This window comes from Candidatus Neomarinimicrobiota bacterium (assembly GCA_041154365.1).
Taxonomy (GTDB): Bacteria; Fidelibacterota; Fidelibacteria; order Fidelibacterales; family Fidelibacteraceae; genus Fidelibacter; species Fidelibacter multiformis.
The window spans coordinates 513984-535167 of sequence record AP035449.1 but is presented as its reverse complement, the minus strand read 5'-3'; the positions used below and the strand labels follow the sequence as shown (position 1 = coordinate 535167).

Below are 21184 nucleotides of genomic sequence, written 5' to 3'. Positions count from 1 at the left end.
TTTAAAAAAAGATTTTACTCATATCTCAGAGCTTCGATAGGATCCAGCCGGGCTGCTTTAACGGCAGGATAGGTTCCGAAAACCACGCCGATTACCGAACAAATCACCACACCGATAATCGCCCACTGGATGGGGAAAACCCCGCTCACATCCATGGACACAGCCACAAGGTTTCCGGCCAGAATACCCAAAACAATGCCGATCATGGCTCCAAGTTCCGTTAAAACCAGGGCTTCAAGAAGAAACTGATTCTTAATATCCCGCTTTCGGGCTCCCATGCTTTTACGGATGCCGATTTCCCGGGTTCGTTCTGTCACGCTGACCAGCATGATATTCATGATACCGATACCGGCAGCTATAAGGGCAATTGAACTGATAAGAAGAGCGGCCATTTTGATGGCACCGGTCACCTGATTGAAGGTATCAATAAGCGAAGTATTGGATACGACCTCAAAATCATTTTCTTCCGTCAGAGGAACGCCCCGGATCAGACGCAAATTGAATACAATTTCATCCTGAACCTCATCAAACCGTTCCATATCCATCACCGCTATCGCGTATCCCAGGGATGTCCATCGGCTTGCAAACATTTTCAGATGGGTAGTCAATGGCATAATTACCACATTATCTTCGGACTGGCCGAAGATGGTGCCTTTCCGTTCGAGGGTTCCAATCACCTTGAATTTAACCCCCCGGATGGTAACCGTTTGTCCCACCGGGTTATACTGAGGCATGAGAACATCAATCACATCCTGTCCCAGAATAATCACATTCCGCATCTGTTCCAGGTCGTTCCGGCTGATCATCCGGCCGCTTTGCAGAAAATAGCCGGACGAAAATTCCCATTCAGGTGTCACCCCCCGGATTCCCACACTGTTTTTGGTCTGCTTGTCTTCAAATTTGATGGGGTCTCCACTATGCCAGTCTTCGGCAGTAATTGTGGCCGGACCGGAAAAACGGTCCTTCAATTGAAGATAATCTGCATAAGTCAGGTTTTTCCGGTTACGATATTTCCAGCGGGTACCGCCACCCATTTGAACTGCAGGATACTTCTGGATAAAAAAGGTATTGGTTCCCAGGACATTCAGGTTGCTTTCAACCGAATTCTGGAGGACATTGATCGCTGTCATCACACCGATAATGGAAAACATCCCGATCACAACGCCGAGAAGTGTCAGAAAAGAACGAAGCTTATTCTGGCGGATGGAATCCAGGGAAGATGTGAGCACTTCATGCAAATTCATATTTTATTCCTCACCCCCATCAAGGGGTGTATTTCTGAATCTCTCAATCTTAACGTCAACAATCATCATATTTTCTTTTCTTTACTCATATCTGATGGCTTCAATGGGATTCAGGCGAGCTGCCAGGTTGGCAGGGACAATTCCCGATAAAACACCTGTGATCACCGAAACGGAAAGGGAAATGATGATGAGATCGATGGAGAGCCGCGCCACAAAGAACTTCTGCAAAAGACCAACAAGCCCCACGGTGATGAGAATACCGATGGTACCGCCGATCAGAGATATAATCACGGCTTCACTGAGAAACTGAAAAAGGATAATATTCTTTTTGGCACCCAGGGCTTTACGGATACCAATTTCTTTGGTTCGTTCCCGGACACTCACGAACATGATGTTCATAATACCAATACCACCCACAATCAGGGAAAGGGCGGTGATACCAAGTCCTACCGCACTGATCGCCATCCGTATACTGGCAAATTGCTGCCGGAAGGCCTCCTGTTGGTTGATGGAAAAATCATTTTCCTCCTGGGGCTTCAGCCCCCGGAGCCCCCGCATAATAAACATGAGTTCTTCTTTCGCCTGTTCTACCGTCACTCCCTCTTTGGGTTTCACACTGACAGACATTCCCCACCGGCCACCAAAAATATTTTGCAGGGATTTCAGGGGAATGGTCACAATATTATCCATACTCATGAGTCCCAGAAATTTCCCCTGTTGGGCAATCACACCGATAATTCGAAATTTAATTCCCTGGATGATAATCTCTTTGCCCAGGGGATCTTCATTGGGGAAGAGGCTTGTTTTGATATCATATCCAATTACTGCCACCCGGGTACCGTAGCGGCTTTCGGGTTCTGAAAAAAAGCGGCCGGATTCCAGCTTCAGGGCTGAAATATAGGCTTCCTGCCAGGTGGTTCCGTTGATTTCCACCCCTTCTACAGCATTTTTGCCGTATTTCACATCACTCCGGCGTCCTGTTGAAGGTGCGGCAAACGCAATGGTGCTTGCCCGTTCCAGGATTTGCTCGGCATATTCCTCCTCAATGTCAGGGCGGTTCCGGTATTCCCACCATTCATCATTCATCATAAACCAGGGATATTTTTGTACATATAACACATCCTGGCCCATCCCCTGAATACTGTTTTCAAAAACTTCATCGATTCCGGAAATGGCAGTTCCCATGAGGGACACGGATAATATGCCGATGATAATACCCAACATGGTTAAAAATGCCCGGGTTTTATTCTGAAGAATGGCCTTCGTGGCCATGATCACACTTTCAAACAGCTGACCCATTTACCCTTTTCCCTTAGGTGTCAATTCGTCACTGGCAATCAGCCCATCCAGAAAGTGGACAACCCGGTGGGCATGCCGGGCAATATCTGTCTCATGCGTGACCAGGATGATTGTATTGCCTTCATTATGAAGGTGATCCATGAGCTGCATGATTTCACGGGATGTTTTACTGTCCAGATTCCCGGTAGGTTCATCCGCAAGAATGATTGAAGGGTTATTTACCAGGGCTCTGGCAATGGCCACTCTCTGACGCTGCCCACCTGAAAGTTCGTTGGGCTGATGATGCATCCTGTCCTCCAGATTCACCTTCCGAAGGGCTTCTTTTGCCATGTCTATCCTGTCTTTTTTATGGATTCCGGCATAGATCAACGGAAGTTCCACATTGTGCAGGGCCGTTATGCGGGGCAGAAGATTAAAGGTTTGAAAAACAAACCCGATTTTTTGATTCCGTACAAAAGCAAGATCATCATCGGATAATTTACCGTTACTGCTTTGCTCAATGCGATCATCATGGACTGTTTTTCCATCCAGAATGTAGGTCCCCGAAGTTGGGGTATCCAGACATCCGATGACATTCATGAGGGTGGATTTTCCCGATCCGGAGGGGCCCATCACTGACACATATTCATTTTTTTCAACCATCAGGTCAATTCCCCGAAGAGCATGAACAGCCACAGTCCCAACCTGGTACACTTTTGTTACTTGTTTCAGTTCCAATAAGGCCATGTTCTGCTCCTTAGCGTTTCTTACCGGATTCGTTGCCTTCTTCACTCTCGGATTTCTTGACATGCATTCCGGTCTGTAATTCACGGCTTAGGACTTTATGATTTCCAATGACAATTTCATCTCCTTCCTGGATACCGGATTTAATCTCGAACAGATCCTGACTGCTGAGTCCGATGGTGACAGGTACTGCCGTTACGGTATCCTGATCCACCCGGAAAATGACTTCAACCATTTCATCCCCGGTTTTTTCTTTGGGTGCAGGAGAAGAAAGACTGTCTTTTTCAACAGGTTTAAACACCTTATCGGCAGGCCGCACCGTGACACTCTGAATAGGAACGGCAATGGTATTCTCCGCCTTATCCGTGAGAATTTCAACGGTAGCACTCATGCCGGGCCGCATCATATCCGGTACTTCCAGCATTTCAACCAGAACCGTAAAGTAGGTGACTGCTTCCTGCGTTCCCAGTCCGGTGGATTGGGCCAGATTGGCGATATCCGTGACCACCCCTTTAAAAGATGTATCTGGGATCGCATCAATTTCAATTTCTACGGGATCATTCAGCGAGACCCTGACGACATCATTTTCATTAACATCCACTTCCACTTCCATCTTGGAAAGATCCGCCACAACCATGATAATATCGGCCTGGAATTGGGATCCAAGGGCAATTTCTCCCGCTTCTTTCCGAACCTGGATAATGGTTCCATCAATGGGAGAAATGATCGTCGTCTTGGACAGATTATCCTCGGCCTGTTTTAAACTTGATTCCGCCTGAGCCAGATTACTCTGGATACTTTCATATTCCGCCAGAGCCTGATCCAGATCCGCCTGGCTCAGATTGCCCGATTCATACAAAGCCTGTGCTCTTTTGAGATCCTTTTTGGCTTTTTCAAAAGCAACTTTTGTGGAAGAATATGTCGCCCGGGCACTAACCACTGCTGCTTCATAACGGACTTTATCCAACTGGGCCAATACCTGTCCCTTGCGGACATTCTGACCATCCTTCACATTCATTTCAATAATTTCACCGGCTACATTGGCACTGATATCCACCTGGGTAACAGGCTTCACACGACCGCTTGCCGAGACTTTTTCTTCGACAGTATGGCGTTTGACAACTTCTGTTTGTACTTCAACCGCCTGTTCTTTGTTCATTTTTAAGTTGAAATACACGATGGCTGCTATCACTACAACAACAATCGGAATAATCCATTTCTTCATTTTATTTCCCTAAAAGTTGATTAATGTGTGCTTCTGTTATTTTTGTATTATACCGGGCTTCCACGAGCTGACTTTCTGAAGCAAGGACCGACAACTGAGCGTCCAGCTGATCCAGAATAGTCCCCGACCCCAGTTCAACCTGCTGAGTGACCAGCTCATAATCCCGCTTTGCCGACGCCAGACTGATTTCATGAATTTCTGTCAGTTCATTGTACGTTTTCAGGGTGTGGTACAACTCATCGAGACGGGCAAACAGATCATCCACGGCATTGTTATACCGGATTTGCATCGCCTTTAAATCAATCTCAGCTTTTTGCTTTTCCGTATTTCTTCGGAATCCTTCAAAGAGGGATATATTCGCCGATAAACCCAGTGTATTGGATTGAACTTTCCCCCCGTCATCATCACTGTATGAATAGGTATAATCCCCTGAAACCGTCGGCAAATAAGACTCTTTTTTGATTTTTACATTCAGCTTTTGAAGTTCAATCTGTTTTTCCAGGGCCAAAAGAGAGAAATTACTTTTTTTAACCAGGTTCCGGGCATCCTGAATATCCGGCAGGCTCGCAGGTTCAGGACTCATGGGCTGAAGCCTCAACTCCTGGGCCGGATCCTGTCCCATCAACAGGTTCAGCTCACGTTTCAGACTCCGGTTTCGTTGTGCCTCAGATAAAAGCTGGCTTTGAAACTGGCCTTTTTGGACTTTCACTTTTAACAGGTCAGATTCAGTTCTTGCTCCCAGTTCCACCATGCTCTGAACCCGTTTGATATTTTCATCGGCAAAACGGATATTTTCTTTATAGACGGCAATCAATTCATCAGAGGCCAGGATGCTGTAATAATATTGAATTACCGAAGCTTCCAACAATGAAATGGCATCCTGAAGATTCAATCCTGCTGCTTCTTCCGAGAATTTTGCCGCTTTTAAACCGGAAAAAAGCCCCGGGTAAAACACATTCTGACTCACCGTCCCTGAAAGTGTATAACCGGAGTTATCAGTTGTGACAATGGAATTATCCGTATGGGAATAGCTGGTCGAAACACGGCCATAGACAGAGGGATAAAGATCAGAATAACTCTGTTTAACCGTTAATCCGGTTTTTTCTGTTTCAAGCCGTTGCTGTAAAAGATCCCCATTTGCCCTCAACGCCTGTTCCTGGCATTTGCTCAGTGTCATGAGCGGTGCAGCCTGAATCCACCCCGCAATCCCCAAAAACATGAATATCCATATTACCTTGCGTACCTTCATGAATCGATCCTATCCTTATTTTCTCCGTTTCGGACACCCTGCAGAGCAAAGGGTTGTCCACTTTTTTATGCCAGGGGTGAAAAACCCTGGATAATAATGGTGAGTACAGCTCCCAGGAACCAGATGATTCCTGTTAAAATAAAAGCCTTTTTACCGGAATATTGATAAATCACCTTGAAGGCAATGATCCAGAGTATCCATTTCCAGATTTTAAAAATATCCGCCTGCATGGCAATCCGGAACCAGATATCAGATAAATCAAAATCACTGAAAAACATGGCCAGGCTTGTATGAACCATCATGGTTTTTTGAGCGAGCATGAGGGGGATTTTAACAGCACTGGCCAGGACATCCACCATGCTAATGTGCAGGGCCGTTGCCAGCATAGTCATATATTTGGCATTTCCACCACCAAAAAAGTTCCCCACAAACAGATAGATAACTGCAATAAAAAAAGCATAAATAAGCGGGGTGATGCCTCCCAGGATCATATTCTGTACCGGGACCTCATCAGTAGATATCCGTTGCAGCATCGCCTCTTTCTGCTGATCGTTAAGATTATCCATGCGGGAGATCATCTGGCGGCTTTCCTTAACCTGAATGGGATGGGTCAGCTGTATCGTGAGCATCGAAACAAGCACCAGCAATAAGACCGGCAACCACAAATCCTTCCAGGTGATCTTTTCCTGAAACGATGCAAAGGTCGTTTCCGGATTGACAAAGACATCCAACACACGCTTAAAAGGATTCACTTTTTCACTTACCATGGCTTTTTTACTCCTTATTCATTCAGGATTTCAATTTATAGACATGACGTTTTGTTTCCAGAAAAGTTAATGAAATTTACATGAAATCCAAATCTTCATAACCTGTACTGTCATAAAAAAAGATACTTTTACCATGAATGTTATATAAATCATATAAATACCGGATCATTTCTTTAAGAGAATTCTTCTGCTTTTTTGGCAGCCAGGATCCTGAAGAAAATTTCATATCGGAGATACAGCACAGGTGAATATATGGATCCGTTTTATGGAGGGTTTCACAGAAAAACAGGGTATCCCTTCCCTGATAGATGTGCCCTCTTTTATCTATGATATAATGATAATTTATATCCGGATAACCAAGTCGTAAAATCTGGTAATCCTGCAATGAACGGGGGTCCATATCACAACTGAAACCGGAATAGTGAATACAGATTCCAGTAAAAGGAATATTATGGCGCCGTTTACTTTCCATTTGCAGGGGATAGACCGGATCGCGGGCATTCCAGGCATTTCTGAATATGATGTGCAGTGGATCCCTGTTTTCTGAACATGTCCAGAAAAGTACAACACAAACACTGAGTTTAAGGATCTGTCTGAAAATGGCGGGTGTAATAATCATGAGCTGTAAGTCCCAATTCATTCAGATAAAATTCCTGGTCCATGATTTTTCCGTAATCAATTCCACGGCCATAGTAAGATCCCAGAGCTGCCACATCAGGAAGATACCCAAAACGTTTCTTGTAAAGATCCTGAATGATACGGCAATACACAACACTGTACACAATATTGGTATCCGGAAAGGATAAGCGGTGAATCAAATGGAATCTGTCTTTTGAAGGAGAAAAAGGTAAGCGCTCCGGATGATGGAGTTCCACCCATTCACAGGTAGAAATTTTCATCTGGGCAAATCCCACAGAGGCATCAAACCCCAACCGGGCCCTGCTAAAATCTGCCTTGTCCAGATGATTGACATTATGAAGCCGCTCGGCAAAAACAACACTGAAATACTCTGAAGGAGATAAAGAAGATTTTTCACAGACCTGACGGATAGTTTCCCAATATTTCGACATATACCGCTCTGTTCTGATTTCTTTAATTTTGGGTCTTAGCACCGCGCTAAGTATAAAGATCAGGCAGATAGCCATCATGATGGCGAACCATTTAAGTGCTTTTTTCATAGAATTTCCTCAAATTTTTCATGTCCAGTCCCAATCGCCAGGGGTTTGCCGGTTCATGCAGAAAAAAATAACGGCATGTATCCCTTCTGTAATAACAGAGAATATTTACAGGGATATCCAACACTTCAGGAAAGGAAATCCGGGTCTCACACATCTTTGATCCCGAAGGAATCAATGTCTCGTTTGCCACAACCTTCAGGGGCCATGCCGGAAAATGTGTTTCTAAATACGTAACCCATGTGACCAGGTTTTCGTCCCGGTTTATCAGTAGGAGCAATCCTTCATTATGATTTATTTCTACCAACGAGTCCACTGGTGTGAACAGGTAACAGGCTCTGAGATTTTCAAGGCTTAGAAATTCTGAAATCGAGCGGTCTGCATGAAGAAGGCTTCGGGATACTTCTTTCTGACGGTACAAAAGCAGCAGTATCCAGAAAAACAGCAAGATCATAATCAGGAAATAGATTTTTTTATTCATAATCTGTTCCTTTTTTTACCTTATGGAAAGAGACCCATAGTCACAGCTTCTGATGTCAAACGTTGAATTCGGTTCAGAAGGCGCCGGTTCGGTTTGCCCTGAATAATAAATTCCGCCAGGGCTTCAGGATTGGGAAGGCCGGCCACCAACAGGATCATGTCATCAGGAGACAGCTCTTTTACATCCTTCCTGAATAATACCTGCACCGCTGAAGAAAGTCCCACAGAGTTGGGCGACCACATGATACAGTTGACATAGAGTTCAAGAATTTCATCCTTCTTTAGAAAGGATTCTACAATCCAGGCACCTGCCATTTCATGGATTTTGTGCCATATCGTCCGGTCACAGGATCCCCAGATGGTTTTCACCAGTTGCTGTGTCAGTGTGCTGCCCCCTGAATAAACAGTCCGGGAAACCCTGGGAGTCAGTAAAATTTTCAAAACCCGGAAAAAATCCACACCATGATGCTCGTAAAAGCGACGGTCCTCAGAGGACAACAACAACAGAACCAGGACATGGGGAAGCTGTTCCCGTCGAATCCATTTTCCGTCACGCGTGGGCGTGCGGGATATTTCTCCTTGCAGATAGGTAGATTGCCGGATTAGCCGGTCCAGTTCAGGTATGGATTTTTTTTTCAAAACCAACCCTCTTTGAACCCAAATCCCACAGTAAACTGTGATCAAAACCAACAAAATGAATAACGCGGATTTCATGCCGTCGGTTTTTCTAATAGACCCTTTCAAAGACTGCCGTATGTTTCCCCAAAGATAGTCCAAGGACTTTACCAATCCGGGTGATTGATGTTACTTTCATGACTTCAAACGGTGGATGATCAGTTATCCACACATAATCTTCCTGTCCCATTAAAGGACCGGTTTTCATACGAACAACCCATTTTTGGCACGGGATTTTCTGATTCTGAAGTTGGAGGGTATCCATACCGGCTGGTTTAAAAAGGTATGGCACCGTTTTTCCGTTATACAGGTAGAGTTGAACAAGGGTATCAGTGGGAGGTGGATGAAACAGTAGACGGGCGAAACGGGCATAGAAGGGAAAAGTTACATTATGAAAAGGAGTATGCAGGGTATAGGATTTATCTTTCATCCGTTTGTGGACAATGTATTCTTTCTTCCGGTAATCCACATGCACCTCTTCTCCCAGGGCGGGAATCCTGAACCAAAGAGGATCACCAGTCTTCAGAACAAAAATAACATCCACACCGCCAAGGGGTGAAGCTGTAAAGGCTTCCCGGTAGCGAAGACATTCCAGTGAATCTACAAGTGTATCGGTGATGCTAATCGTCAGATAATCATTTTTATCCTGTTGTTTCAAAACCCATGTGCATGGCCTGAAGCCGTCCGGATCCGATGCTGTCAGTAGAGATACTTTCACAAGCTGAAAGATCAGGCATGACAAAAAAGATAGTCTGAGTTGTTTTATAAACATTTTTCCCTATCCGCATTATTTGATTAAACCGGGAGAGCCGGAGACGGCTCTCCCGATGTGCCCCCGGGATTTCAGTCACAATACCGGAAAATCAGCGATGTCCCGATATTCATGACCATTCCCTGTGATGTAAAGATACCGAAGCCCAGAGCAACGATTCCTGCCAGGCAGGCAAGATAGGACCCGGGCAGGTATCCTCCCGTGTACTCCATCATCTCGTTCAAGGTAAGTTCATTCATTTCCGACCCCCTTTCTTTCATGTTGCTTGTGATTTGACGGGATCCATTTCAGGAGTTCCCGGATATCTCGGTCACCGCGCAGTGAACGGACATATTTATGCTCACCGTCATAGATAAATGTGACGGGTAAAGGCGGATCCCCGAAACAGGCGTATGCGGTGCTGACATCCAGAATACCTATTGTAAAACGGGAATCCTGCCTGAGCGAAATACAGGATTCATATATACTTGACGTAAAAAAGATTTTATCTGTGGTAAACAAGCCGTACTGGACATCCGGTAACTGCCCTTGCATCCGGTTCAGGCGCGTCAGATATTGCATGCAGTAGGGACAATTCATGGAAAAGAGGATGATGATTTTATATTTCCCTCTTTCAGGTATAAATTGCTTGGGACCTGAACCGGAATAGTATGTGAAAGAAGATAATTCACCCCGAGGCGTTTCAATCTTCACAACCCAGAAAACAATCAATATACTGACAATAAGAATCAGTAGAAGCCACACGATTCCCGGAAGCGTAAAACCTTTTTTATAACATATAGATTTCATAGAAAACTCCCAGTCCCCACATGAGGACAATTCCCAAAATCCGGGCAGTCAGCAACGGGAAAAGAATCTTTCTCATATTGAGCCCTGTCCAGACTGCCAGGGTTAAAACAACCCATAAAAGCCATACCCCTTCAAAACAGTTGAAGGCATTCAGAAGTTTATTCAATGTTGGATAGGAGTCTACAGACACAACCGCACTGAGTGCCAGGGGGACCTTAAGGACTTCCCCGGCCTTATCATCCAAAGTGTCCATGCCGGACAGGGGTATGAATTTTGATACATCCCTGAGGATTAAAAAACCAAAGGCAGGCACGATTGCATGAAAAACTCTTTTGAAAGGGATCCATACCTGAGTCAGTATGAAAAAGAGATGAATCAAAAGCGCCATCAGGGTCATTCGGATCAGGATGAAACAAGGAATACACAACAGCGTCCAGTATGTGATATCCTGAATACGTGCATAAATCAGGTCAATATAGACCGGTGAAAATTGTGCTCCCAGAAGTTGTTCCACGGTTTGACGGGTTGTAAATTGATCCTGATAGAACCAGACCGTCGCCATGGACAAAACAGACCACAGAATAAGGAATCCGGTCCAGGGAACAGACTTTATACGTTGAAAAAAAGGCCGATAGGTAATCGTAAGCATCATATCACCCGGCATATTCTCTTTTAAGGTCTACAACAGTTTGAGCCAGATCCGTTATCTGGGTATCGTGACTAATAAGAATAACAGCATGGTGTTTCGCATACATTTTTATCCATTTCAGAACCCAGTGACGGGTCATACGGTCCAGGGAATTGAAACACTCATCTAAAATCAGGACATCCGGCTCTTCGAGGATCGCCCGAAGAAGTCCCACTATTTGCCTTTCTCCCCCGGAGAGCCGGCGGTGTCCTTCACCGAGAATCGACAAAAGGCCGTATTCAAACTTTTGGATAAACCAGTTGAAATCCCGGTGTATTTCATTCAACCAGCGGAAATTTTCAGGTTTACGTCCCAGGAAAATATTATCCCGCAGTGTCATATTGAAAATCTTCACATCCTGGCTGACCAGACCAAAATGCTGCCGGTAATCCACGACGTTCGTCATCATCACAGGTTTCCCATTCCAATACATATCCCCTTCACAAAATTGATATTGCCGGAGGATGGAATGGATCAGGGTCGTTTTACCGGTTCCGTTATCACCTGAAATCTGTACCAGGGATCCTTTCCGGAGTGAAAAACTGATTTTCTCGAACAGGGGTTGATATTTGGGCCATTGGAAAGTACAGTTCCGGAGATCCAGGGAAAAATTTGGGACAGGATCACATGTTTTCCCTTCCCATGTTTCCACTGGATGAACCAGAAAATCCCGGAGACGCGTGATTGCTTCACGGGTTTCGGCAGCTTTTAAAGCATTTTCCATGACTCTGAAAAGGGAAGGGATAAAATTGGCCGTAAGAATAAAGGCAGCCAGCCAGTTGCCAAAGGATATGTGCCCATTCATCACACTCAGGATACCCCATCCGATAAATAAAAGTTGAAATACTGCAAGACAGCATTCTGAAAGGACAAATAATCGGCTGTTCAACAATCCGACATCCTGCCATCGACTGAGAAAAGCATCATATTTTTCCCTGTTTAAGCGGGTAAAATAGGAGTGGACACCAAAAGCTGATATTTCCGGCATGCCTTCCATGGTTTCAATCAACTCATGACTGAAGGCGGCTCCTTTTTGAAGCATGGTATTCTGAAGTTTTCGCAGCCGGGGATAAAACTCTGCCAGTATCCCCGCCAGTAACAGGATGAACAGGGTGGACAAACCTGCCAAGAGAGGAGAAAACACGACCATCACAAGAAGGCTTCCGGCCAGAATAAAAGCATCTGACAGCCCATGCAGAAGGGTAAATTGGTAAAAAGACTGTATCCGGAAAATATCCAGAAAGCGGGATGTGATTTCACCGGTGCTGAAACGCGATATAATCCCGTAAGGAAGATGGGTAAAATGAGAGATGGACGATTGGAAAATATCCTGAAAAAGTATTTTCCCATGTCGGTAAAAAAGGAGATTCCGGATATATGTCACAGCACTTCGTATGAGGAGAAAACATGACAGAAAGATAAGACTTATGAATAACAGATGTTGATCCTGTCGGGGGATTACCCTTTCGGTCACCGCCCTGATGAGAAATGCCGTAAAAAAACCTGCAAAGATTGAAATCACACCACAAAATAGAATTTGAATCACATGATCTGCATATTTTCTGACATAGGATACAAGCCACGCCCCATCCGATTGATAATCCGGATCCCGATACGTGGAAAGGCACTGGACTGTCATCAAAACCCGGCTTTTCCACAGGGAATCCAGCGCTTTCTGATCCAGCCAGTAAAGACCTTTGGCCGGATCGCCGATCAAAAAGCGCCCCTTTTTATGAGCATAGACGATCACATAATGAGCCAGGTGTTCCGGAAGTTCACAATGGAGAATCACCGGTAATTCCACTTCCGGGTATTTTCCTTTGTCCACACGGAATGCAGAGCATTTCAGGCCTGTTTTTTCTGCTGCCTGTTTCAAATCGTATAAACGGCATCCTTTATAATCGGTATGGCATAATAAACGAAGTTTATCCAGGTAAGCATATCCGCCAAAATACCGAATCAGACTCAGAAGACAGGCCGGTCCGCAGTCCGAGGACTGATGCTGCTTCACAAGAGGATATTTGAAATAGTTAATAATCATTTTTCTATAATTATCTTTCTGTAAAAATTTTATTCTATTTACAATCATAAATCAACCCAACAAAATTTCTACAGATTCTCAACTAAAAGTAAAAACCCGGACAACGCCGGGTTTTTTTAGAAAATATTCAGGAAAAATACTTATTCGTTAAAAATACCAGTTATTCACCAGTTTGAAGCCGAATCCCCGAATATTGTCGGTAAATCCCGCACTTCCCAATGAATAGGTATAGATTCCCATATCCCAGATCCGGGTGTTAAACCCGATCCCGGTCTTCAGGTAACCATTGCCGTTGGTAAAGCCGGTTCCCATATTCAGCATCAGCCATTTCAGAGGAAAAACGTCCAGTTCCAGATAAGTCCGGGGAGATTCTTCATATCCCAGACCTTCATTCAGAAAAGCCGTTAATCCTGTCCTGACCATTAATACAGAAATGGGTTGCCAAGTCAGATCCAGTTTCATGCGTGAAGCCAGATTTTCGGTCATCACGAAGTTGGAATCAAGGGTTGTATGTGTGGCATTGAGGAGGGAATCCACATCCAGATCCTCTTCGGAAAAGGTTCCTACAGGATCTTCCACCCGGGCATCCCAGCGATACTCTTTTTTAATCATATTGGAGCTGTTGACCGTCGCGCCCAGGTCCAGGAAAGAGAGCTGGACATCCACACGGTTTGCCACAAAGGGAATGGGTAGAAAATCCTTCAATTTCGCCCCTACGCCGAAATCAAAGCCAAAGGTGGGTCCCGGTACTTCGATATCGGCATCCGGATTCACAAAACTGTACGTAGCTGTTCCGGCAGTTTGGACGGTGGTTTCATCCACCCCGATAACCACATCGTGGGCTTCAGCCAGGCTGAATCCTCCCAGATAGGCATTCACAGCCAGGCCAACCCGGATATCCACAATATCCCGGACAATGGGAATATACCGGCTGATTGTGTGCCCCATACCCAGTGAATTCCTGATGTAGGCATAAACTTCAGCCGATGTTTCCATATTGGTAATGGGGTTGCCGAAGCTGAAACCCGGTGCCTGATTCCCAAGGAAGGGGATGACCAGGATTTCACCGGGGAGTGTTCCGGAAACCCCGACATGCACACCGCTGTTGAAGAAAACAGGTCCAACCCTGAGCGCAAAAAGTGTTGGTAAAGAGATCTGAGAATACAGAGGCAGGCCATTTTCCTCGAAGAGCCCTGCGAAATATTCCTGGTCTTCAAAGGTCAGCATGTCCCGGGACACAAAATCGTTATAGTTCCCCACCGTTACGGCGCCATTGGATAGCTGAAAATCCATATTCACCATCGGCGCAACCAGAGACAGGGAGACCAGTGACTCGTGATCGATGCCAAGGTTTGCCGGATTTCCCTGGAGGGCTGCAGGCTGGCGGAGTGTCCGTTTGTACACGATATCCGTAAAGGAACCTGTAAAATCCGATCCTTTATCTTTAATCACAGCAGGTGCAGAAGCAAGGGATACGGATTGTTTTTCCGTTTCCCACACATTGACATCCGGTTCAGGGGTTTGTTGCTGCTCAGACGTGTCCTTATCCAGATAATTCTGATCGGACATATCGTAGACTTCTTCTTCAGCCCGGGATTCATCCATCTCGCGATCCAGTTCGTCGAAGGCCTCATCCGCCCGTTCACGCACTTCATCCAGAGATGTTTCTTCACCCGGATTCACGGGTTCCTGTGCAAAAAGACGCCCAGACCCCAGAAAGATAAATCCGGCGATCAACAATATACGTGTTATCTTAATCTTATTCATATTCATCTCAATTCTCCTCCTCATCCTCTGCACCGATGAGTGCTTTGAAGGTCCCATACAACCACACCGTCATGGAATCGGTTGTCAACAGTCGCGATGTAGAACCATCCTCAGGCCCCTTAAGCCGGACATCGGTTTTCATATATCCTCCATCCTTGAGGAATTCGATCACATCTTCACCAAGTTCAAGAACCTGCAGTGAGGTGTCAGCAGCATCTACATCCAGCCGGGCAATTTCGATCACATCCGGATGATCCGGGATTTTCAGATAATTGGAATCAGGGCTTCCCAAAACCGTGACTTCTGCGCCAAATTTAAAGAGATTATCCACTTTTGCATTCAGCACCGCACTTTTAAACTCTTTCGGGATATCCGTCTCTTCCATTTCCTCCACATCCAGTTCGACATACACAGAATCTCCGATCTCAAAGGCGATGGGCGCTGAGAGGAAAAGATCCCCTTTCACCACATCCGTCTGGCGGACTGTTCCTTCCCCGACAACCCGGGCTTGTCCCGATGCCGTGATTTTGTTGGGGAAAATATTGATGAGATCTTTGGCATTGGGGATATCCACCACCGGATTGTCTGTAATATTTTGACTTACAGAGACCTCCACGGTTTCACCTTCTTCATTTTCCGATGTGATGTTCAAATCCAGGTAGACCGGGACATCAATTTGGGAATCAAAGACCACCTGAATGGAAACATCGGCAAAATCCACATTTTTCAGTTCTTCGGGAAGTGAAGTAATGGATTGCTCAATGGGATCGATCTCCACCGTCACCGTGTCAATATAGCCTGATACTTCCGAAAAGGTCATATCCGTCAATTCCACATCCACTCCGATTTCCTGATTCAGGGATAGGGTCATCACCGAATCATCGGGCAGGCTGATGGTGGAACGGTAGGCAATCTGCTGGTCCACATCAGGTGAGGTGTAATCCAAATCCAGGACATATCCGTCCAGGGGAACTGTAAATTCCTGGGGCGCGGCATCATCCGACAGGTGGATCACTTCCCGGAAAGGTTGTCCATCCTTCAGTAATTCCGGAAGGCGGAACACGACATCGGCAATGACACCGATATTATTGGTAAACACCAAATTCAGATTTCCTTTCTGAAGGATGGCTCTATCCAGTTTATTGTCATCATCCAGGGTGATTACACTGTCCGTGACCATGGCCTCCTGGGAAAATTTGCCCGTTACTTCGCTGAATTTCAGTTCGGTTACCTGAATATTCACCCGGATGGAATCGGTAACGTCATAGGAGCCCAGTTCATCTGCGGGTGTTGTAACATGGGACTGGTATGTAATAAACTGCTCCAGTTCTGATCCGCTGATCCGGGTCTGTGGGACGAGGGTATGATTGGCCAGCGGAATCACAATAGTGGTCAATCCCGGTCCCAATTCCCGTTCCTCACGGATGGGGTCACCGGATGTATTGAAAAATTCAGGCATATCCAACACAAGGTTCGGTAAAGCTGTGTTCGTCAGGTTGATTTGGTTATCCACTTCGATCGTAATGGATCCCCTGGATATGTACGCTTCCTGGATTTCCGAATCGGAGCTGACATCAATTTCACCGCTTTCCAGAATATCCTGGGGTTCCACTATCCCCGTTATTCGTTTGAATGTGATTTGCTCGGATGGGGAGACCCCGTAAATATTCATATCCACCTGAAAATCGTCATTTTTACTCAGGGGAACCTTGTTGGGGGATGTATCTTCCGTCCGGATTTCGTACGAATAATAGACCGTTTGGTCCGACACATCCATCACCAAAGCCATATCATTGATATCATACGTCACGTCTGTAATTTGACTGGCAGGCACGTTGATGGTCCTGGCAAAAGGCTGTACACCGCTCTGATCCGGCGTTTCGTCCAGAGAGGAGACCTGAAGGTCGATCACGGCATTCACCGGCAGATCGTTTTGAATCGAGATACCAAGATTCCCTTCTTCAATAACAGCCCGTTGGACTTTATTTTTTTCTTCCGCCGCCAGAGTGATGGAACTTGTAGTATCAATGACCTGTTCCGGTACGATTGCTGTTGCCTGGGAAACCACCAGATTCCGGGCCTGGGATTTAATGATAAAAGATGAGTTGCGGACCGATTCATCCACCACACCGCTTGCGTCGCCACTGCCGGCGATTTTACCCGAGACACGTACAGTCATATTTCCCGGGAGTGTTTCGCCGGACACATCAATAAAGCGGCTGCTGGAATCTCCGGGCATAACCCCTGTATTCCAGGTGGCTACCAGACCGGATCCGATGGGTGTAAGATCTGTCTTCAGCAATTCCACCTGAATCGGATATCCCAGTTCAACCACCAGGTCGTTCACAATTTTGACTTCCAACTCACCATTGACAAAGGTTGCTGAAGAAAAGTCTGTAAACTCAATATCCTTTTCGATAGGATCAAAATCGGTTCCCTGTGGAATCGTATAGCTCTGTCCGTCCGCAGGCAAATCGGGAAAGACTTCCGTCATGGTGATCTCGGGAGTTGACGCAGGATCGGTATCATTCAGTTCGATGTTCCCCAGTTCGGAAAGGGTGCTGTTGTTGATGGGATCCACACCCACGGTATCAAACTCCGATTCAAAATTTTTCTCGGTCCCTTCTACCGTCACATCATCTACACTTTGGGATATAGTCTGGGGGCTGATGGCATCCAGTTTCAACTGATCACCGACCTCCTGTTCTTCAATATCCACCGTGTCTTTAAAAACATATTGAAAGCCGTCTTCTCCCACGACAGCTTCCTTGTGTATCAGGGAATCTTCGGGGATAATATCTTCTGCTTTAACAACCACCTTCGTGATGGGGGCATCCAATTCCACTTCCCATTGAGGAAGGGAAGGATTGGTATTCACCTCCATACAGCCGGCCAGCATCAGGATGGCTGTTATCAATGCTGCACTTTTCTTGATATTCATCGATATCTCCATTTTGAATTCATTTTACAGAAATTACCACATTTTTCATCGGAAGAATGTGATGTGTGTTAAGTCCCGTGAATTGCTTCACAGTTACAAAAATGCCCTTAAATATAACATGATCATGATACTTTTCAATTTTTTTATTGTGAATAAGGACAAAGAGACAGTTCTCACTGCCTCTTTGTGATATCCACAACATAATAAAGCAAATTTAGAAGTATTGAGCCAGATTAAACCGGAGAATGAGTCCGATTGTAATAATACTGACCATGGTTGCCAGTTTAATGGCAATATCCAAAGAGGGACCGCTGGTATCTTTCAGGGGATCTCCCACGGTGTCACCTGTCACGGCGGCATGGTAGCTTTCCATCACTATCCTGAATTTCGCATTCGTCTTGCGCATTTCCATCAAAACTCCCTGATCCTCCTGAGAGAGCTTCAGGAATTCACGGAACATGAATTTATCGTCCCGGTTCAGTTTTTCCCAAAGTTCATGGAGGGTTTCATCCTCAGAGGGTTTGACATTCCGGGAACCATAGCAGTCTATGAGGGGTTTCAGATCTTTCCCTTGTTCCACATACTCATCCTGGACATATTCGATGATGTGTCCCATATAATCGGAGACCTCTTCATCGATGGAAAAGGCCAGGGGATTCAGATTCACCAGTTCGTACAGGAAACGGTTGGTTTCATGTGTCAGGTAAAAAGGCCAAAGTCCCCGCCGCGAGATGGATTTGATCCCATCCTCAATCTGAAAGCGGAGTTCTGATTTGGACCGTTCAATATATTTTTTGGCATTATCCCAGGCACCGCCGGCATTGGCCATAAAAATGGCCAGAATAATACCCACCAAAAGATTACCCAACAGGAGTCCGATCACGGCGATGGGACCCAGAAAGAGTCCGGTAAAAATAGGCGTCAGAATCACGATCATGGCGGGGCTCACCATTTTTTTCTGGGCAGCAAGTGTGGATATACGCACACAACTGCTGTAGTCGGGAGGTGTTTCACCGGTCATCACCCCTTTAATTTCATGGAACTGCCGGCGGACCTCATCAATCATTTCACCGGCAGCCCGGGACACGGCATCGATGGTTTTACTGATAAAAGATGTGCAGAGAATTCCACCGATAAAGAGTCCGATAATAAAGCGGATATCCATGATGGATGCCCCCAGGTAATCCAGGATCTGCAACACATTGGCATCTTTGATATGGATATCCACGGCATCCAGGGAGATGATATCCACATTCATTGTCATAAGTGCAGCCCGGATGGTTTCAATAAATGCGGCAATCAGGGTGATGGCCGTCAGGGCTGCAGCCCCCACACAGAGTCCCTTACCCCGGGCGGCTGTGGAGTTCCCCAGCTCATCCAGGGCATCGGTCCGTTTCCGGGTATGGCTTGGCATTTCGGCCATTTCCGCCAGTCCGCCGGCATTATCGGCAATGGGACCAAATCCGTCTGTCGCCAGATTGATGCCCAAAGTGGAAAGCATCCCCACGGAAGCAAGTCCAATGGCAAATAAGCCGGACGAGAAATCCACAAATCCACCGCCGGTCCAGAAGGCAAGAAACATTCCCACCAGAATAAAAATAAAGGTAGGGGCTGTGGAAATGAATCCAACTGAAAGTCCGGACGTAATCACCGTGGCATGTCCGGTCCGCGCCTGGGCTGCGATGCGCTTCACAGGGGAAAAAGCGGCATTCGTATAATAATCGGTGGAATATCCAATAGCCACACCCACTGCCAGGCCGGAAATAATGGGTAAAAAGAGGGACCAGAAATGACCGGGTATGAGGAAATGGATCACGAGGGCACTGAGAGCCAATGTCAGAATGGACGAAAAATTGATACCTTTATTGATGGCATTCAGCAGACCAATCTGTTCCGTCTGCTCTTTGGTCCGGACAATATAAATTCCCAGAATTGAAGCCAGTGTTCCCAGGGCGGCAATAATCATGGGCAGCGTGACGGCCTGATACAGAAAATCGGTCCCGGCGAAGGCACTCACAGCCAGGGCTGCAGCACCCAGTGTGGATCCGACATAAGATTCGTAAAGATCCGCCCCCATACCGGCTACGTCACCTACATTATCCCCAACATTGTCGGCAATCACAGCAGGATTCCTGGGATCATCCTCCGGGATTCCCGCCTCCACCTTACCCACCAGGTCTGCTCCCATATCGGCCGCCTTAGTAAAAATACCTCCACCAACACGGGCAAAGAGAGCCTGTGCCGAAGCACCAAAACCGAAACTCAACATGGTGGTGGTGATAATCTGGAGTTTTTCCACAGGATTGGGGATGTTCACCGTCATCTCCAGAATCACAAACCAGACGATAATATCCAGGAGCCCCAAACCGACAACCACCAGGCCCAGGACGGACCCACCCCGGAAGGAAATTTTCAGGGCTTCGTTCAGGGATGTACCGGCAGCATGGGTGGTCCGGCTGGATGTTTTGGTGGATGTCATCATACCGATAAACCCACTAAGACCGGAGAAAAACGCACCGGTCAAAAATGCAAAAGGCACAAATCCCGAAAGGGCACCAAACACGAATGCAAATATGAGTAAAAGGACAAAGGCTACCAGAAAGAAAATTCCTGAAGTTTTATACTGCTGCTTCAGGTAGGCAATGGCACCTTCCCGGATATATCCGGCAATCACCTGTATCCGTTCGTGACCCGGGTTTTGACCGGAAATCCAGTGGTACATCAGCCAGGCCACAAACAGGGCCGCTACTGATCCAAGAGGAACAATGATAAGGGCATATAGCATGATCGACTCCTATTTTTTCAAGACGCTGATTTTAAAGATTCCCACGGTCAATCTCAACCTATAAACGTTGAGATGTTTTCCATGATTAAGTGCTTAAAATGCTCAGAGCTCAGGGGTTCAATAGCCGCTTCGCGGCTTTCAAATGCTGCTGCGCAGCGTTCAAGGATCTCACTTCGTTCGATCTTCAATCCCAGCTTCGCAGAATTTAATAGGTGACTGGGTTTCTTTTTTGAACACTGCGAAGCAGTGCTTGAATGCTGAACGTAGTGAAGCAATTGAACGGCACAAAGTGCCGCTTGAATTATTAAACGCCACTTCGTGGTGTTCATGAACCGCTGTGTGGTATTCCAACGCCTGACGGCGTTCAAACCCCATTTCATGGGGTTCAAGCACCTCACTGCGTTCGGTGTTCAATTCCAGATATGCGGATTTAAATAGGTGTCTTCTTTTTTGAACACTGCGAAGCAGTGCTGGAATGCTGAGCGCAGCGAAGCTATTGAACGGCACAAAGTGCCGCTTGAATTATTAAACGCCGCTATGCGGCATTCAAGCACCACTTCGTGG

At 46.1% G+C, this 21184-nt stretch carries 19 protein-coding genes; all 19 read right to left on the bottom strand.

Annotated features, from left to right (window positions below; genetic code table 11):
- Positions 1-14: 14 nt before the first annotated feature.
- The 19 genes from strainIA91_RS02270 to strainIA91_RS02180 all read right to left on the bottom strand — a co-directional run bounded on the left by strainIA91_RS02270 (position 15) and on the right by strainIA91_RS02180 (position 21127).
- The gene (locus strainIA91_RS02270) at positions 15-1244 is read right to left on the bottom strand and encodes an ABC transporter permease (protein WP_400167478.1); all 1230 of its coding nucleotides are present in this window, start codon (positions 1242-1244) and stop codon (positions 15-17) included.
- An 81-nt stretch (positions 1245-1325) separates the two neighbouring features.
- Positions 1326-2543: an ABC transporter permease gene (locus strainIA91_RS02265; RefSeq protein WP_400167477.1), complete on the bottom strand. Its 1218-nt coding sequence runs from the start codon at positions 2541-2543 to the stop codon at positions 1326-1328.
- Complete coding sequence (locus strainIA91_RS02260; protein ID WP_400167476.1) at positions 2544-3269, bottom strand: ABC transporter ATP-binding protein; 726 nt, start codon at positions 3267-3269, stop codon at positions 2544-2546.
- A 10-nt stretch (positions 3270-3279) separates the two neighbouring features.
- Positions 3280-4491 carry an efflux RND transporter periplasmic adaptor subunit gene (locus strainIA91_RS02255; RefSeq protein WP_400167475.1) on the bottom strand — a complete coding sequence of 404 codons (1212 nt, stop codon included), beginning with the start codon at positions 4489-4491 and terminating at the stop codon, positions 3280-3282.
- Between the two features lies 1 nt (position 4492).
- Positions 4493-5740, bottom strand: a complete 1248-nt coding sequence (locus strainIA91_RS02250; RefSeq protein WP_400167474.1) for a TolC family protein — start codon at positions 5738-5740, stop codon at positions 4493-4495.
- Positions 5741-5805: 65 nt separating this feature from the next.
- A complete protein-coding gene (locus tag strainIA91_RS02245) occupies positions 5806-6507 on the bottom strand; it encodes a YIP1 family protein (RefSeq protein WP_400167473.1) in 702 nt (233 codons plus the stop codon).
- Positions 6508-6583: 76 nt separating this feature from the next.
- Positions 6584-7126, bottom strand: a complete 543-nt coding sequence (locus tag strainIA91_RS02240; RefSeq protein ID WP_400167472.1) for a peptidoglycan recognition family protein — start codon at positions 7124-7126, stop codon at positions 6584-6586.
- A complete protein-coding gene (locus tag strainIA91_RS02235) occupies positions 7089-7685 on the bottom strand; it encodes a hypothetical protein (protein ID WP_400167471.1) in 597 nt (198 codons plus the stop codon). The genes strainIA91_RS02240 and strainIA91_RS02235 overlap by 38 nt, the downstream gene beginning before the upstream one ends.
- Positions 7669-8163 carry a hypothetical protein gene (locus tag strainIA91_RS02230; RefSeq protein WP_400167470.1) on the bottom strand — a complete coding sequence of 165 codons (495 nt, stop codon included), beginning with the start codon at positions 8161-8163 and terminating at the stop codon, positions 7669-7671. Before strainIA91_RS02230 ends, strainIA91_RS02235 begins: the two co-directional genes overlap by 17 nt.
- A gap of 20 nt (positions 8164-8183) precedes the next feature.
- Entirely contained in the window at positions 8184-8801 is a 618-nt protein-coding gene (locus strainIA91_RS02225; protein ID WP_400167469.1) for a biosynthetic peptidoglycan transglycosylase, read from the bottom strand.
- Positions 8802-8889: 88 nt separating this feature from the next.
- Positions 8890-9555, bottom strand: a complete 666-nt coding sequence (locus strainIA91_RS02220) for a hypothetical protein (RefSeq protein WP_400167468.1) — start codon at positions 9553-9555, stop codon at positions 8890-8892.
- 125 nt (positions 9556-9680) lie between these two features.
- The gene (locus strainIA91_RS02215) at positions 9681-9848 is read right to left on the bottom strand and encodes a hypothetical protein (protein WP_400167467.1); all 168 of its coding nucleotides are present in this window, start codon (positions 9846-9848) and stop codon (positions 9681-9683) included.
- The gene (locus tag strainIA91_RS02210; RefSeq protein WP_400167466.1) at positions 9841-10398 is read right to left on the bottom strand and encodes a hypothetical protein; all 558 of its coding nucleotides are present in this window, start codon (positions 10396-10398) and stop codon (positions 9841-9843) included. The genes strainIA91_RS02215 and strainIA91_RS02210 overlap by 8 nt, the downstream gene beginning before the upstream one ends.
- Positions 10379-11050, bottom strand: coding sequence for a hypothetical protein (locus strainIA91_RS02205; protein ID WP_400167465.1), 672 nt, complete (start codon positions 11048-11050; stop codon positions 10379-10381). Before strainIA91_RS02205 ends, strainIA91_RS02210 begins: the two co-directional genes overlap by 20 nt.
- 1 nt (position 11051) lies before the next feature.
- On the bottom strand, positions 11052-13175 hold the full coding sequence (locus strainIA91_RS02200; protein ID WP_400167464.1) for a peptidase domain-containing ABC transporter: 2124 nt from the start codon (positions 13173-13175) through the stop codon (positions 11052-11054).
- A gap of 99 nt (positions 13176-13274) precedes the next feature.
- Positions 13275-14900 carry a hypothetical protein gene (locus strainIA91_RS02195; RefSeq protein WP_400167463.1) on the bottom strand — a complete coding sequence of 542 codons (1626 nt, stop codon included), beginning with the start codon at positions 14898-14900 and terminating at the stop codon, positions 13275-13277.
- Between the two features lies 1 nt (position 14901).
- Complete coding sequence (locus tag strainIA91_RS02190) at positions 14902-17835, bottom strand: hypothetical protein (RefSeq protein ID WP_400167462.1); 2934 nt, start codon at positions 17833-17835, stop codon at positions 14902-14904.
- Between the two features lie 214 nt (positions 17836-18049).
- Complete coding sequence (locus strainIA91_RS02185) at positions 18050-20620, bottom strand: sodium-translocating pyrophosphatase (RefSeq protein WP_400167461.1); 2571 nt, start codon at positions 20618-20620, stop codon at positions 18050-18052.
- A 168-nt stretch (positions 20621-20788) separates the two neighbouring features.
- Positions 20789-21127: a hypothetical protein gene (locus strainIA91_RS02180; protein WP_400167460.1), complete on the bottom strand. Its 339-nt coding sequence runs from the start codon at positions 21125-21127 to the stop codon at positions 20789-20791.
- Positions 21128-21184 lie beyond the last annotated feature (57 nt).